This is a genomic window from Agromyces flavus (assembly GCF_900104685.1).
GTDB lineage: Bacteria > Actinomycetota > Actinomycetes > Actinomycetales > Microbacteriaceae > Agromyces > Agromyces flavus.
On the sequence record NZ_LT629755.1, the window covers coordinates 1728981 to 1744675 of the forward strand.

Below are 15695 nucleotides of genomic sequence, written 5' to 3' on the forward strand. Positions count from 1 at the left end.
CCTCCCCTGAGCTCATCGGGCCTCGAACCTCGCGGTCACGCCGGCCACCTCGACATCCAACCAGACCCGGTCGCCGGCCTTGGCACCGGGCACCTGGCACGAGGTCGCGGTCTGCGCCACGCGGCCGACGCGGTCGCCGTCGGTGCCGCAGCGGAACGCGGCGGGCAGTCCGTTGTTCGCCGGGGCACCCGTCCACGACCACGTCGTCGTCGCGGCGTCGTAGGTGCGCCCGGGCAGGGCGAACGTCAACGTCGGGGACTCCCCCGATGGCAGCGTCTGGGACCAGGGACCGCATGAGCCCCACACCGAGCAGGCGCGGACCTGGAATCGCGCGGTCTGGCCGAACGGGCGGTTCAGCAGCTGGCGCAGCCAACCCGACCCGTTGAAGTCGCGCGCGGTGCCGACGCGCGCACCGCTCGCGTCGACCGCGATGATCTGCAGGCGCTGCGATCCGGCGTCGACGTCGTCGATGTAGCGATCCCACGTCTCGGCGTTGAGCCACGCCATCTCGCTCCGCACGTCGCCCACCCCACCCGGCGCGGGGCGCACGACCGTCCCCGCGACGTCGGTGTGCACGCAACCGGCGCGGTTGAAGCCCCACACGATGAACGAGTACCGCGCGGATTCGGTGATCGTCCCCGCGAACTGGACGCTCGCGGCATCCGGACCCACCCGCACCATCTCGGCCACGACGCCGCCGACGGCCGGCGCCACGACCGTCCCGGGTGCGGGAGAGGTCACGGAGCACGCCTGCGCGCCCGTGGGAACCGACGACTCGCCCTCGACGAGTCGCTGCACGAAGTAGCCGGCGATCGGATCGCCGTTGCCGCCGAACGGAGACCACGACACGACCACCGAACCCGCGGCCGCATCGGCGGTGACCGAGATGTCGCCCGCGACGGGCGAGCCGAACGGCGTGCCCGTCGTGCTCGCCTCGGTCCACGCGGCGAGGGCCGGGAAGGCGCCGTTGCGCGCGCTGACCGAGACCTCGACCGTGCTGCCGTTCGCGAGTTCCTGCGAGTCGATCGAGCAGAGCGAGGCCGTGCACGCGCGGGACGCCGGGATCTCGACGGGTGCACCGGCGACGTCGACGACGTACGACTGCACCGCGCTGCCGGCGCCCGTGCCGACGGGAAGCCACTGCACGCGGAGGCGGCCGTCGAGCGGGAGCGCCTGCAGGCCCGACGCCGGCGCCGGGATCACGTCGGACCACACGGGCGTCGCGAGCTGCGCGGCATCCGAGAGCCCGATGCCGTTGCGGGCCTGGATGCTCACCTCGACGGCCGCGCCCGGACCGTTCCCGGGGGTCGGGATGGTGCACGTCGTCGCGGCGCATTCGCTGGCGCCGATCTCCGCGCCGCTCGACGGGTCGAGCAAGGCGATGCGATACCCCTCGATCGGCGAGTTGTTCGCTGCTCCGGCGGCGAAGGCCACGTCGATCGCGCCGTCCTGGAAGGCGGTCATGCGCGCGTCGGCGACCGGGTCGGGTCGGTCCTGGACCGAGATCGTGGCCGTGCCCCACGAGTAGCGGCTCGGATCGCCGGTCGCGTCGGCCACCTGGTACTGGATCGTCGTGTTCACGGGGGCCGCACCCTCGGACACGGCGACGGCGAGCCGCGATCGATCGTCGCTCGGCGTCACGGACACCCCCGCCGGCAGGCTCGAGGCGTCGAGCCCTCGCACGCCGACGACGCGGAGCGGCGTGTCGGGGAACGGGTTGCCCGCCGCGTCGTTCGCGAGCACATCGACCGTCGTGGTCTGGCCGCGCGGGGCCACGGCGAGGTCGGGCGCGGGCTGGGCGACGGGTCGCGTGGAGGGCACGACCTCGAGCTGGATCCGTCCGGCCGTGCCCTCGACGTCGCCGGCCGAGACGGCGATGCCGACCGACGCGCGCGTGCCCTTCGGCGTGGATTCGGACGTGGTGACCCGCAGCTCCTGGCCGTCGAGCGCGACGTCGAAGCCCGACGGCACCTCGCCGACCACGGCGAACTGCAGCGGGGGGCCGCCCTCGTCGGGCCGGCTCGTGAGTCGCACGAGGTCGATCGTGCGCGACTCACCCGGTTCGAATGGCAGGACGCCGCCGACGAAGGTCGGCGGCTGCCCCGGCTCGGGGAGCACCTCGATCGGGATGACGATGGTCCCGGTGCGGCCCTCCGGGTCGTCGACCGACTCGCCGTCGGTCACCGTGAAGGAGATCGACGCCGGGCCGAAGTAGCCCTCCTCGCTCCGATACCGCACGGTGTCGGCATCGACGACCAGGTCGCTGCCGTCGTCGTGCGATGCCCGCACCGTCGCGGCATCCGTCAAGCGCACGGGCCGACCGGACGCCGCGACGACGTAGTCCTCGAGTTCGAGCACCGCCTCCTCGCCGGTGGCGACGCGCACCTCCGGGGCGTCGCGCCGCAGCTGCGGGAGGGCGTCGTCGCGCCCGGGAACCCAGACGAAGGCGTAGGCCCGGACGCCGGGGTCCTCGGGATGGCCGACGGAGAACGGCACGATGCGCCGACGATCCTGCACTTCGATGCTGATCGAGCCGTCACCGGTGACGCGTGCGCCGTCGTCGTAGCCGTCGACGAGCGCCACGTCGGCGTCGCCGGCATCGGCGTCGGCGATGAACACGCCGTCGAGGACGTCGACGTCGACCTGCTCCTCCTCGAGCACGTCGCTGAGGCTGAGCACGACGTCGGAAGCCTCGGGCCGGGAGAGCGGGGCGTCGGCGTCCGCCTCGATCCGCAGGAACGTCGACGCGGTTCCGAGCCGGGCGTTCTCGATCGCGTAGATGAAGCCGTACTGCCCCTCGCGGTCGGGGACCTCGACCCTGATCTCGCGACCGCGGTCGCGGATCTTCGCGGTCGCGCCGCCCGTGACCTCCTCGACCGAGACGACCTTGAGCGTCGAGCCGTCGGGGTCGGAGTCGTTCTCGAGCACGCGCACCGCGACCGTGCGGCCCGGGCGGACCGTCACGGAATCGTCGACCGCGACCGGTGAGCGCGCGCCGCCGAGTCCCGGTGCGACGCCGACCCGGACCGTGCCGGTCGCGCGCGCGCCGAGCGCGTCGACCACGGCGTACGAGAAGGTGTCGGTGCCGGCCGAGTACTCCCCCGCCCGGTACTCGAGCCAGTCGGGTCCGCGCGAGACGACCGAGCCGCGCTCGGGATTCGACTCCTGACCGAGCAGCTGCACGGAGTCGCCGTCGGGATCGGTGCCGCCGAGCGGGATCGGGATGCGCACGGTGTCGCCGGACAGCACCCGCGCCGTCGCCGTGCGGGGCACGGGGGCCGCGTTGGTCTGCGCGTCGGCCTCGCGCACGGTGATCGCCACGGACGCCGTGGCGAACTGGCCGTCGGGTCCCTCCACGCGGTAGACCGCCTCGAACTCGCCGGGACGATCCGGAGCGTGGTAGCGGAGCCGGTCCCCGGAGGTGAAGAGGAGCCCCGCCTGCGGCGGGGTCACGAGGTCGGCGGCGAGCGTGAGCGCGTCGCCGTCGGGATGCGTGTCGTTGTCGAGCACGGCGATGTCGATCACGTCACCGGTGCGCGCCGAGGCGGTGTCGGCGACCGCGACCGGCGGCTGGAACTGCGCGGGCGTGGGCACCTCGACCACCGTGACCTCGCCCTCGGCGTCGGCGAGGCCGTTGCTCACGCGGTACCCGAACGTCGCGGAGCCCGTCGGGAGCGGGCGCGTGAGCGTGACGCGCAGCACGCGGTGGTCGACGATCTCGACGCGCACGCCGGGGTCGTCGGGCGCACGGCCCGGGCCGGTGATGATGAGCACGCCACCGATCGGATCGATGTCCGTCGCGAGGACGTCGACCTCCATCGGGTGGTCCTGCCGGAGGAACGCCGTGTGCGGCACCGTGATCGGCGTGGTGTCCCGTTCCGGTGGGGCGGACACCTCGACTCGGACGCGACCGGTCGCCGTCTTCGCACCATCCGTCACGGTGTACTCGAGGTAGTGCGTGCGGATCGCCTCGCCGACGAATCGGAAGGTGCCGCCGTCGAAGTCGGGCGTGATCCTCGCCTCGGGCTTCGCGGGCACGGCCGACAAGCGCGCCTCGCCAGAGCCGCCTCGAACGTGCCGGAGCGGTTCGAGCACGATCTCCTCGCCGAGGGTCGCGAGCACGACGAACGCGTCGGCGACGAGCGGGGCCTCGCCCGTCCGCCGAACCGACATCGTGAGCACGCCGACGCCGTCGGCCCGGCCGTCCGACACGACGAGCGAGACGGCACGCGTGGAGCCCTCGCCACCGCGTTCGTCGAAGAGGACGACGCCCTCGGCGGTCGACGTCACGGCGTCGGGTTCGTCGACGCCCGCCGCCCGGAGGAAGACCGGGTCCCCGTCGGGATCGACCCATTCGCCGAGGACCGGGACGGTCGCTCGCCCGGTCACCTCGACGACGGCGCGACCCTCGCGAACCTGCTTGGGCGGCGAGTTCTCGTCGGGTGCGCGCACGGTCACCGTGATCCTCGCCTGGGCGGTCCCTCCCCGGCCGTCGTCGATCGTGTACCGGAGGCCGAACGTGCCGGTCGCCGCGTCGTCGAGCGTGAGCTGGACCTGCTGCTGGTTGGCGACCAGGTCGAGATGGGCGCCGTCGGGCAGGTCGCCGTCGACCGACGAGACGATGAGCACGTCGCCGTTGGCGTCGTAGTCGTTGAGGAGCACGGGGAGCAGGGTCGAGCGACCGGGGCGCGCGCCGAAGTCGTCGTCGACCGCGACGGGCGCCACCTGGCTCTTCTCGATGGTCGGGTCGGCCTCGGGATCGTTCTGCTCGATGGTCTCGTCGTCGCGCTCGACCTCGAGCAGGTCGGCCCAGTTGTCGATGACGCCGTAGTCCTCGGATGCCGCCCAGCTGCGGCCGGAGCGTCGGTCGTTCACCACGAGCGCATCGCCGTTCGCGAGGAAGGTCAGCGGCGCGCCGCGGGCGGCGCGGTCCAGTCTCACCGGCTCCCCCTTGGCCTCGCCGCATGCGCGCCACGCGGTGCCGTCGCCCCAGGCGGCGTGCAGGCAGCCGTGGTGGCGCACGGGTTGGGCAGGCGTACCGGATGCCTCGTCGTACCGGATCCGGGGCTCCGACCCGTCGAACGGCACCTCGACGAGCCCCCGACGGGTGGCGAGCACCACCGCGTCGGCGGCACCGGACGGTCGCTGCAACGCGAGGGTCTCGCCCGGGTCCGCGAAGTCCGACAGGTCGACGTCTGCGGCGCCCTCGCGGTGCAGCACCAGGGCGCGCTCGTCGAGCACGGCCCAGCGACCGCCGACCGAGGTCACCTGGGCGGGGGCGCCCTCCTCCAACCGCCCGAGCTCCCACGTCGCATCCGCCGAATCCGGGTCGTCGGCGGAGACCCGGACCACCTTGCCGGTCGACGGCGTGAACGCGGTGATCCGCCCGGCCTCGTCGACCGCGATGACGGAACCGGCGCCGAACGTGAACGCCGCATCCTCGTCGCTCTCGAACTCGGCGAACGCCTCGACCGGCACGACCCACAGGGACCCGTCCGCGGTGACGACCACGCGATCTCCGGCGAGCGCGATGTCGGGCTCGTCGGGCGGGACCGCGACGGTCTCGGAGACGCGCGAGATGGTGGGGTCGACGATGCCGACGCTCGCCCGGCTGCGATCGAGCACCAGCACGGTCGAGCCCCGCTGCACGACCTCGGCCTGCGCCCCGCCGCCCGTCTCGACCACCGAATTCAGTTCGAGCACCGCGGTGTTCGCACGACCGACGGACTGTTCGGTGTCGTTGGCCACCCAGACGGCCGCGTCCCCGAGGTCGACCCGCTGGGCGGTGTACCCGCCGGACGCGATGGCGACGCCGGCCGCGAGCCCGACCACGGCGGCGATCGAGACGACGGTGAGCACCGCGGACCGGCGCCGCCGCCAGAGTGCCAGGGGGTCCATCAGCGTGCCTCGACCTCGGCGCAGCGCTCGGCGCTCGGGGTGCCGGACTTGCCGTCGCGCGCCACCGCGACCGTGGCGCACACGCGCCCGGATTCGCCGGCCGCCACCGTGAGCGTCGCCTCCTCCTGCGGAGGCCGTGCGCTTCCGTCGATCGTGACCACGTAGCTGTCGCCTTGCCGCAGCCCGCCCGGATCATCCCACGAGAACACCACGGCCGCGCCATCCGTCACCGCCTTGACGTCGGTGACCACCGGGATGCCGCCGGCCCCGCGTACGAGCGTGAGCAGCCCGGCCACCACGAGCGCGACGAACACGGCGGCCGCGACACCGACGCCGAGCAGCAGCCTCCGCGTCGTCGGCGGCGCGCTCCGGCTTCGTCCGGACATCGAGCCGTGCGAGCGGGAGTCGGCGGTCCGCGTCGAGGGACGGGCCGCGGTCGAGGCGCGACGGCGACGGCGACGCGACGACGAGGTCTCGACGACCGAACCCGCCCCGAGTCGCGTGCGCTCGTCGAGGTCGACCGCCGTCGCGATGGCCCAGTCGTCCATCGCCACCTCGAGCGGTGTCTGGGGCAGCGCAAGCTCCTCCTCGACGGCCTGCAGGTCGCGGATGAACTCCAGCGCGCTCGCCTGGCGAGCCGAGGGCCGCTTCGACATCGAGCGCGCGAGCACCGCCTCGAGGCTCGCGGGCACGTCGGCGCGGCCCGTGGGCGGCACCTTCGCCTTCTCGATGCGAGTCACGAGCGCCATGGTCCCGTTGTCGCCGCCCGGGACCTCGAAGGGGCTGCGACCCGCGAGCAGCGAGTAGACGGTCGCGCCGAGCGACCACACCTCGCTCGCGACGGTGCCCGCGACCTCGTCGAGCAGCACCTCGGGCGCCGACCACGGGACGGAGAGGCCCACCGCCTCGCTGGACTCGGCCTGTCCGAGGGTCGAGGCGATCCCGAAGTCGGACAGCACCGGATGGCCGTACGCCGTGGTCAGGATGTTCGACGGCTTGATGTCGCGGTGGAGGACGCCCTGACGGTGCGCGGTCTCGACGGCGCTCGCGATGCGGACGCCGATCGAGAGGACCTCGGCGATGGGGAGCTGGACGGCCCGGTACCGCTGGCCCAGCGTGGCGGAGCAGTACTCCATGACGAGATAGGGCCGGCCGTCGGCGGCGACGCTGGCCTGGTAGACCGTGAGGATCGACGGATGGCTCGACAGCTGCGCCATGAGGTTGGCCTCGGCCTGGAACATCTGGCGCACCTCGTCGTTGACGACCTCGGCGAGGAGCACCTTCACCGCCACGAGGCGACGGGGCATGTTCTGCTCGTAGAGGAACACGTCGGCGAACCCGCCTGATCCGAGCACGCGGATGAAGGAAAACCCGGGCAGGTTCGGCGGCGTGGACGGAAGTCGCCTCGACACGTTCCTCCCAGCGTCTCCTCGGGTGCCTGGGGTGCGGCGCACCGATCGGACGCCGCGGCGTCCGATGCATCGAACCCCAATTGTAGGGTCGGCGGATGCCGTTGCCACGGCTGTTGTGGACGGGGTCGCCGCGCCCGACGGGGGCGCTCGCGAGGCTCAGCCGTCGGCGTCGGGTGCGCGCTCGGGCCGTGCCACGCGGAGCACGTCGACGACCACGACCGTGACGTTGTCGCGACCGCCGTTCCCGACCGCGGCCTCGACGAGCTGGTGCACGGCCTGCTCGGGTCGCCGGCCCGAGATGAGGAAGTGGCGGATCCCGTACGAGGTCAGCTCCTTCGTGAGCCCGTCGGAGCAGACGAGCAGCCGCATGCCCTCCTCGAGCGCGATCGCCCGGTAGTCGGGGATCGGGGCCTCGTGGAAGCCCACGGCCCGCGTGATCACGTTGGAGTGGGGATGGGTGTCCGCCTCCTCGCGCGTGATCTGCCCGGCGTCGACCAGCTCCTGCACGATCGAGTGGTCGACCGTCAATTGCTCGAGGACGCCGCCGACGAGCCGGTAGACGCGCGAGTCGCCGATGTTGAACACGATCCACGCGGGCTCGTCGCCGATCAGCCCGAGGGCGACGCCCGTGACGGTCGTCCCGCTCCCCTCGTCGGTGACGCCCGCGCCGCGGCCCATGTCCTGCACCGCGAGCCGCAGCGCGCCGTCGATGTCGGGGGTGCCGAGTGCGGGCTTGCCGCCGTGCTCTGCGAGGCGGGTCACGACCGCGGCGCTCGCGAAGTCGCCGGCGGCATGGCCGCCCATGCCGTCGGCGACGGCGAAGATGGGCGCCTGGGCGACGAAGCTGTCCTCGTTGACGGCTCGACGCAGGCCGGTGTCGGTCGCGGCGGCCCATGAGAGGGTCACCTCGGTACCGTCGGGCAGGCTGACGCGATGGCGGGTGTTGGCGTTGCCGATCTGGGTCACGGGACCTCCCCCCGTCCGGCCGCCGCGACCGAGTCGGCGACCTCGCGGGAAGCGAGGATCTCGACGAGCGCCTCGCCTCCCAGCTCGAGCGTGGTCCCCGGCGAGACCACCACCGATTCCCCCGGACGCAGGCGACGCACGCCCGCCGTCGAGCGGACGACCGTGCCGTTCGTGGAGCGGAGGTCGGTCGCCACCACGCGGCTGCCCTCGACGCGCAACTCGAGATGTGTCGATGACACGACGCCCCCGGGCGAGTCGACGCGGACCAGCGAGATCGGCCCGGGCGCCACGCGCGGCGGAGCAGGATTCCGGCCGATGTAGGCCGGCGCATCGATGGTCCTCGGCTCGCCTCCGCCGATGCGGAAGCGGGCGACGGTCCGGGCCGCCTGGTCGGCGCTCGGCGCTGCCCCGTGCGCGTCACGCTCGGAATCGGGGGCTGCGGCATCCGATCGCCCGGCGTCGTCGGCATCGCCTCGGTCGCCCCCGCGAAGCAGGCGCGGCGAGAGCACCGTGTCGGCGTCGGCCGCATCGCCGCGCACGAAGCGGACGGTGTCGCCCACCACGACCTGGATCGGCACGGTCGTCGGCCCGTCGCCGTCGCTGCGCGTCGCGCGTGCACCCGGGCGTGCGCCCCCGGTCGGCGGCCGCCGCGCCTCGAGCACGGTGTCGACATCGGGATCGGCGGACTCCGCGCCCGACGGCAGCTCGCGCCACGACCATTCGACGGCCCCGGCCCGGAACGACGCCCGTCGCGAGGGAACGGGGTCGCCGCGCAGCCCGGCCTGCCGGACGGCATCGAGTGGAGCCTGCGGACCGGCGATCCGCAGGCGGGTCACGGCCGTGAACTCCGCCAGGTGCCACGGGCTGATGCCTCGCGAGTCGAATCGCCGTGCGCCGCCCGGCGAGGCGATGTCGATCACCGCGTCGCCGCGGACGATGGCGGTCACGGGGTCGCCGGTCTCGGGCCACCACACGAGCGCGAAGTCGTCGGCGCCATGCGGGCCGATCGGGATCCGGGCGACGAGGTCTTCGAGTTCGAGGCCGTCGACCGACGCGGCCTCGGCGAGCGCCGTGAGCACCCGGTCGCGCGCCGGCGCGGCGACGGCGGCGATGAACCGCTCGCCCACGACGGCGTCCCACTGCGGCACGTCGGGCTCGATCCTGCTGCGCACCGCTCCGACGACCATGCCGTCCAGTCTGGCACTAGTCGCGCGGGTCAGCCGATGAAGCTCATCACGTGCTTGATGCGGGTGTAGTCCTCGAAGCCGTAGTTTGAGAGGTCCTTGCCGTAGCCCGAGTGCTTGAACCCCCCGTGCGGCATGTCGGAGACGAACGGGATGTGCGTGTTGATCCACACGCAGCCGAAGTCGAGGTGCTTGGCGAAGCGCATCGCGCGGCCGTGGTCGCGCGTCCACACCGATGCGGCGAGCGCGTAGTCGACCCCGTTGGCCATGGCGAGCGCCTCGCGTTCCTCGCGGAAGGACTGCACCGTGAGCACCGGTCCGAAGATCTCGCGCTGCACCGCCTCGTCGTCCTGACGCAGCCCGGTGACGACGGTCGCCTCCCAGAAGTAGCCGCGCTCGCCCTGTCGCCGGCCGCCGGTCGCGATGTCGGCGTGGTCGGGCAGCCGGTCGATCACGCCGGAGACGAGGGCGAGCTGATTCGGGTTGTTCAGCGGACCGTAGAAGACGCCCTCGTCACGCGGCGCGCCGGTGCGTGCGTTCGCCCGGGCCGCGTCGACCAGCGCGCCGACGAGCTCGTCGTGCACCGACTCGTGCACGAGGACCCTCGTGGCCGCGGTGCAGTCCTGCCCGGCGTTGAAGTACGCGGCCGACACGATGCCCTCGGCGGCCTTCGCGACGTCGACGTCGTCGAACACGATCGCCGGAGCCTTGCCGCCCAGCTCGAGGTGCACGCGCTTGAGGTCGGCGGCGGCGGCGCGAGCGACCTCCATGCCCGCGCGCACCGAGCCGGTGATCGCGACCATCTGGGGCGTGGCGTGCTGCAGGAGCGCGGCGCCGGTGGTTCGGTCGCCCGTCACGACGTTGAGCACGCCGGCCGGCAGGTGCTCTGCGGCGATCTCGGCCAGCTTGAGCGTCGACGACGGCGTGGTGTCGGACGGCTTCAGCACGACGGTGTTGCCGGCGGCGATGGCGGGTGCGACCTTCCACACCGCCATGTTGAGCGGGTAGTTCCACGGCGCCACCTGCCCGATCACGCCGATCGGCTCGCGCCGGACGAACGACGTGTGGTCGGCGAGGTACTCGGCTGCGGATCGGCCCTCGAGGTTCCGCGCGGCACCTGCGAAGAAGCGCAGCTGGTCGACGGACTGGAGGATCTCGTCGGCGACGAGGTTCGCGCGCGGCTTGCCGGTGTCGAGGGACTCGAGGTCGGCGAACTCCTCGGCACGCTCCTCCATGGCATCGGCGATGCGGAAGAGGGCCAGCTGGCGCTCGGCGGGGGTGGTCTGCCCCCACTTCTCGAATGCGGCGGAGGCGGCCGCGTACGCGGCGTCGATGTCGGCCGAGGTCGAGATCGGCGAGCGGCCGTACACCTCCTCGGTCGCCGGGTCCACCAGGTCGAGCGCCTCGTCGCCGCGGGCATCGGAGAAGCGTCCGTCGATGAAGTTGCGCAGGATGTCGGGCACGTCGTTCCTCCGAGGGTGGGGATGTCGCGGAAGCCGCGCGCGCCGAGAGGGGCGCGGGCCGCAGGTCGCGACCATGCTCGCACAGGAGGCCCCGGAAATGAACCCCGTCACGATGGAATCAGTTGCGAATAGGTATCGAAGACAACGGAATCCCTTGTCTTCAACGTTCTCGACTGTCATCATCGAATGCATGACGAACGCTTCGCGGCTGACGAACCACCGGCCGGTGCAACTCGACGACGTCTCCAAGGCGATCATCGAGCAGCTCCAGGCCGACGGGCGTCGCTCGTACGCCGACATCGGCAAGGCGGTCGGACTCAGCGAGGCCGCCGTGCGCCAGCGCGTGCAGCGGTTGACGGAGTCCGGCGTGATGCAGATCGTCGCCGTGACCGACCCGATGCAGCTCGGCTTCACACGCCAGGCGATGATCGGCATCCGTGCGGCAGGCGACACCCGCGAGCTCGCAGAGGAGCTCGCGGCGATCCCCGAGATCGACTACGTCGTGCTGACCGCGGGCAGCTTCGACCTGCTCGCCGAGGTGGTGTGCGAGAACGACGAGCAGCTCATCTCGCTGCTCAACTCGAAGATCCGTGCGCTCGACGGCGTGCAGACCACCGAGACGTTCGTCTACCTGAAGCTGCAGAAGCAGTTCTACAACTGGGGCACCCGCTGACCGCGGGACCGCCCGGAAGGAGATCCCCATGACCACCCTCGACGCAGCGACGGGCCTCGGCACGGCCGGCTTCGACGACACCGCACTGCAGCAGAAGGCGAAGGACCACCTCTGGATGCACTTCGCGCGGCAGTCGACGATGGAGGAGCACGGCGTCCCGATCATCACCCGCGGTCGGGGCCACCACATCTACGACGCACAGGGGCGGGAGTACTTCGACGGGCTCTCGGGCCTCTTCGTGGTCAACGCCGGGCACGGGCGCCGTCGCCTCGCCGAGGTCGCGGCACGCCAGGCCGAGGAGCTCGCGTTCTTCCCGATCTGGTCGTACGCCCACCCGTCGGCGATCGAACTCGCCGACCGGCTGGCCGGCTACGCGCCGGGCGACCTCAACCGCGTGTTCTTCTCGACCGGTGGCGGCGAGGCTGTCGAGACCGCGTTCAAGCTCGCGAAGTACTACTGGAAGCTCAAGGGCCAGCCGACCAAGCACAAGGTGATCTCGCGCGCCGTCGCCTACCACGGAACGCCGCAGGGCGCGCTCGCCATCACGGGCATCCCGGCGATGAAGCAGATGTTCGAGCCCCTCACGCCCGGCGGCTTCCGCGTGCCGAACACGAACTTCTACCGCGCGGCCGACGTCGGCGCGCCCGCAGACGACCTCGAGGCCTTCGGCATCTGGGCCGCGAACCGCATCGAGGAGATGATCCTCTTCGAGGGCCCCGAGACCGTGGCCGCGGTGTTCCTCGAGCCGGTGCAGAACTCGGGCGGCTGCTTCCCGCCGCCTCCCGGATACTTCCAGCGGGTCCGCGAGATCTGCGACCAGTACGACGTGCTCCTCGTCTCCGACGAGGTCATCTGCGCGTTCGGCCGCATCGGGCACATGTTCGCGTGCGACGCCTACGGGTACGTGCCCGACATGATCACGTGCGCCAAGGGCATGACCTCGGGCTACTCCCCGATCGGCGCGACCATCATCTCCGAGAAGATCTACGAGCCCTTCAAGACCGGCAACACGTCGTTCTACCACGGCTACACCTTCGGCGGACACCCGGTCTCGGCCGCGGTCGCGCTCGAGAACCTCGACGTCTTCGAGGAGGAGGGCCTGAACGAGCGCGTGCGCGAGAACTCGCCGCTCTTCCGCGCCGAACTCGAGAAGCTGCTCGACCTGCCCATCGTCGGCGACGTCCGCGGTGACGGGTACTTCTTCGGCATCGAGCTCGTCAAGGACAAGGCCACTCGCGAGACCTTCAACGACGAGGAGTCCGAGAGCCTCCTTCGCGGGTTCCTCTCGAAGGCCCTCTTCGACGCCGGGCTGTACTGCCGCGCCGACGACCGCGGCGACCCCGTGATCCAGCTCGCGCCGCCGCTCACGATCGGCGTCCCCGAGTTCCAGGAGATCGAGCAGATCCTGCGGGGCGTGCTGACCGAGGCGTCGAACCGCGCGGCCGACTTCCGGGATCACCGCCACGGCGGCGAGCACCTGCTGGTGCCCGCGCGGGTCTGAGCGCCGGGTCCCGGCACGCGGCACGCGGCGGGGTGGGGTGGCCAGGCGCCATCCGCCCCGCCGTCGCCGTTCCCGGCCTCAGTCGTCCCGTTCGGACGGCGTCGTCAGGTCGGGCCCGAACGCCCAGTCGGGAAGCGCGCCCGACCCGAAGAAGCGTCGGAGCAGCGCGGCCATGGTGTTGCCGGGATCGGCGGCCAGGGCCTGATCGATGAGTGCGCCGCCGGCGGAGCTGCGGCCGAGCGCCCAGGCGAGCCAGGCGGTGACGCACAGGACGCCCGCCCGGTCGGGCGACGGCGCGTGCGCCGCGGCCACGGCGAGCGTCTCGATCGACCGCTCGATCCGGCCGACGTCCGGCCTGGTCTCCACCATGCCGAGCAGCAGCCGCGACAGGAACTCCTCGGTCGACTCCGCACGGTCGTCGGAGGCCGCCTCGTCCGACGCCGGGGTGCTCCATCCGGTCGACGCGGCCGGCAGCTCGGCGGCCCGATCCGCGCAGTCCAGCGCCAGCTCCCCCACCACCGGCCCGAACGCCACCTGCAGCATGAGGGCGTCGCGGAACGGCGGGCAGGCCGCGAGGTGGACGAGCCACGCGAGCATCTCGGGCGTCTGGCCCGCTCGACCGGTGGCGAGTCGTTCCGCCGCGACGAACGGATCGAGCGCGTCGCCGATGGCGGCATCGAGCGAGGCCAGGGCGTCGGTCGGCGTGCCGACGACCTCGTCGTCCGAGGCATCCGGGCACCCGATGCCGGAGGCGCGAAGCGTTGCGAGGACCTCCGCGACCTCGGCCGAGCGGGCCGGGTCGGCGGGCGGGATCCGGACGAGGTCGGCCGCCGACGCGGCCGGATCGCGCAGGGCCCCGGGGTGGCGTGCGACCGCGCTGCCGGCCACCAGGTCGAGCGCCCTGCCGCCGGCGGGAAGTTCGTCGTCGAGCAGCGAACCCCAGCCGTCGGCAGCCACGCAGAGGGCGTCGCGGACGAGGAAGCCCGCCTGCTCGGCACGTTGCACCACCGCCGCGAGCAGTTCGGCCTCGGGAACGCCACCGCCCGCGAACCCGACGTCGGTGTACGCGACCGGGACCACCGCATCCACGTGCGGCATCCGGCAGAGGGTGCCCACGACAGCGGTGACGAGCACCTCTCGGTCGGCCGCGTCTCGCGGCAGGTCGTGCCTGAGCACGCCCGCGGTGCGGTTGCCGTCGAATGCGACGCACAGGAGCGACCGGGACGGGAGGTAGCCGACCAGCGTCGGGACGAGGGCGAGGAAGTCGTGAGCGGCACGTGCGCGGATGATCGTGGTCATGCAGCGAGGATGTCGGGCCATCCCGGCGATCGACGGGGCGGCACCCTGTCCGGTTCGCGCGACGTCCGGCGGGCCGCTGTGGAGGAGAAGTGGCCGGACCCGTCCTCCACAGCCCTGCCTCTGCCGGGGCGTTTCGCGGTGTCCGAATCCCGCCAGTCCCTGACGGTGGTCGCGGTTACCCTCGGAGCATGACCACCCCATACCTTCTCCGGTTCGACAGCCCGATCGGGCGCATCGAACTGGTCGGCGATGACGCACACCTCATCTCGCTCTCGATCGAGCGCGAGGGCGCACTGCCCCACGACGACGAGCCCGACCGCCCGAACGCCGTGCTCGAATCCGCACGCGACCAGTTGGCCGAGTACTTCGCGGGCGCCCGCACCGAGTTCGACATCCCCGTCCGGCTCGACGGCACCCCGTTCCAGCAGGCCGTCTGGGCAGAGCTCGTCCGACTCGGGTGGGGCGAGGCGACCTCGTACGGCGCGCTGGCCGCCGCCGTGGGGCGACCCGGCTCCGCGCGAGCGATCGGCGGCGCCGTGGGCGCGAACCCGGTCCCGATCATCGTGGGCTGCCATCGCGTGCTCGCCTCCGACGGGCGCATCACCGGCTACTCCGGCGGCGACGGCATCCCGACCAAGCTCTGGCTGCTCGCGCACGAGCAGATCGGCTTCGCGGCGTGAGCGGCCCCGCACGCGCCGAGGTCGTCATCGGCGACGACGGACTCGGGAGATGCGCCTGGGGTGCGTCCGACCCCGAGTACCGCCGATACCACGACGAGGAATGGGGCACTCCGCAGCACGATCCCACCCGTCTCTACGAGAAGCTCTGCCTCGAGGGATTCCAGGCCGGCCTGTCGTGGATCACGATCCTCCGGCGCCGTCCCGCGTTCCGCGAGGCCTTCCTCGGCTTCGACCCCGAGCGGGTCGCGGCGATGACCGGCGACGACGTCGATCGGCTCGTGGCCGATGCGCGCATCATCCGCCATCGCGGCAAGATCGAGGCGACGATCGCCAACGCGCGCGCCGTACTCGATCTCGATGTCCCGCTCGACGAACTGCTCTGGAGCTTCGCGCCGCCACCGCGGCCGGCGCCTCCCGTGTCGTTCACCGAGATCCCCGCGACCTCGCCCGAATCCACCGCGATGAGCCGGGCGCTGCGCGCGCGCGGCTTCCGGTTCGTCGGTCCGACGACGATGTACGCGCTCATGCAGTCCACGGGCATGGTCGACGACCACCTCGCGGGATGCTTCCGTTCCCCAGCAGCGGCGGCATCCGTCGCCTGAACCGGCGACCGACCGCG

General features: G+C 72.5%; 10 protein-coding genes. 4 read left to right on the forward strand and 6 right to left on the reverse strand.

All coding sequences use genetic code 11. The features are described 5' to 3' along the window. Positions 1–12 precede the first annotated feature (12 nt). The 5 genes from BLT99_RS08200 to BLT99_RS08220 all read right to left on the reverse strand — a co-directional run bounded on the left by BLT99_RS08200 (position 13) and on the right by BLT99_RS08220 (position 10923). A complete protein-coding gene (locus tag BLT99_RS08200) occupies positions 13–5898 on the reverse strand; it encodes an Ig-like domain-containing protein (RefSeq protein ID WP_092670868.1) in 5886 nt (1961 codons plus the stop codon). Further along, complete coding sequence (locus tag BLT99_RS08205) at positions 5898–7253, reverse strand: serine/threonine-protein kinase (protein ID WP_231945701.1); 1356 nt, start codon at positions 7251–7253, stop codon at positions 5898–5900. Before BLT99_RS08205 ends, BLT99_RS08200 begins: the two co-directional genes overlap by 1 nt. Positions 7254–7466: 213 nt before the next feature. Next, positions 7467–8276: a PP2C family protein-serine/threonine phosphatase gene (locus BLT99_RS08210; protein WP_092670872.1), complete on the reverse strand. Its 810-nt coding sequence runs from the start codon at positions 8274–8276 to the stop codon at positions 7467–7469. Then, positions 8273–9463, reverse strand: a complete 1191-nt coding sequence (locus BLT99_RS08215) for an FHA domain-containing protein (protein WP_092670874.1) — start codon at positions 9461–9463, stop codon at positions 8273–8275. The genes BLT99_RS08210 and BLT99_RS08215 overlap by 4 nt, the downstream gene beginning before the upstream one ends. Before the next feature lie 29 nt (positions 9464–9492). Beyond that, a complete protein-coding gene (locus tag BLT99_RS08220; RefSeq protein WP_371874239.1) occupies positions 9493–10923 on the reverse strand; it encodes a gamma-aminobutyraldehyde dehydrogenase in 1431 nt (476 codons plus the stop codon). 190 nt (positions 10924–11113) lie between these two features. Here BLT99_RS08220 and BLT99_RS08225 point away from each other — a divergent pair, with 190 nt between their 5' ends. Together BLT99_RS08225 and BLT99_RS08230 are read left to right on the forward strand one after the other, a co-directional pair. After that, positions 11114–11596: an Lrp/AsnC family transcriptional regulator gene (locus tag BLT99_RS08225; RefSeq protein ID WP_092670878.1), complete on the forward strand. Its 483-nt coding sequence runs from the start codon at positions 11114–11116 to the stop codon at positions 11594–11596. A 28-nt stretch (positions 11597–11624) separates the two neighbouring features. Then, complete coding sequence (locus tag BLT99_RS08230; RefSeq protein WP_092670880.1) at positions 11625–13097, forward strand: aspartate aminotransferase family protein; 1473 nt, start codon at positions 11625–11627, stop codon at positions 13095–13097. A gap of 78 nt (positions 13098–13175) precedes the next feature. On the opposite strand, the gene BLT99_RS08235 is transcribed toward BLT99_RS08230, so the two are convergent. Then, positions 13176–14396, reverse strand: a complete 1221-nt coding sequence (locus BLT99_RS08235; RefSeq protein ID WP_157674960.1) for a DUF4192 family protein — start codon at positions 14394–14396, stop codon at positions 13176–13178. Positions 14397–14584: 188 nt separating this feature from the next. On the opposite strand from BLT99_RS08235, the gene BLT99_RS08240 reads away from it, so the two are divergent. Both BLT99_RS08240 and BLT99_RS08245 read left to right on the forward strand, forming a co-directional pair. Continuing rightward, positions 14585–15076, forward strand: a complete 492-nt coding sequence (locus BLT99_RS08240; RefSeq protein WP_092670884.1) for a methylated-DNA--[protein]-cysteine S-methyltransferase — start codon at positions 14585–14587, stop codon at positions 15074–15076. Further along, entirely contained in the window at positions 15073–15678 is a 606-nt protein-coding gene (locus BLT99_RS08245; protein WP_092670886.1) for a DNA-3-methyladenine glycosylase I, read from the forward strand. Before BLT99_RS08240 ends, BLT99_RS08245 begins: the two co-directional genes overlap by 4 nt. Positions 15679–15695: the final 17 nt, after the last annotated feature.

What these genes read in the sequence shown, in the direction of transcription:
- BLT99_RS08200 (WP_092670868.1), bottom strand. Translation starts at nt 5,898, where the DNA reads ATGGACCCCCTGGCACTCTGGCGGCGGCGCCGGTCCGCGGTGCTCACC.
- BLT99_RS08215 (WP_092670874.1), bottom strand. Translation starts at nt 9,463, where the DNA reads ATGGTCGTCGGAGCGGTGCGCAGCAGGATCGAGCCCGACGTGCCGCAG.
- BLT99_RS08225 (WP_092670878.1), top strand. Translation starts at nt 11,114, where the DNA reads ATGACGAACGCTTCGCGGCTGACGAACCACCGGCCGGTGCAACTCGAC.
- BLT99_RS08230 (WP_092670880.1), top strand. Translation starts at nt 11,625, where the DNA reads ATGACCACCCTCGACGCAGCGACGGGCCTCGGCACGGCCGGCTTCGAC.
- BLT99_RS08235 (WP_157674960.1), bottom strand. Translation starts at nt 14,396, where the DNA reads ATGACCACGATCATCCGCGCACGTGCCGCTCACGACTTCCTCGCCCTC.
- BLT99_RS08240 (WP_092670884.1), top strand. Translation starts at nt 14,585, where the DNA reads ATGACCACCCCATACCTTCTCCGGTTCGACAGCCCGATCGGGCGCATC.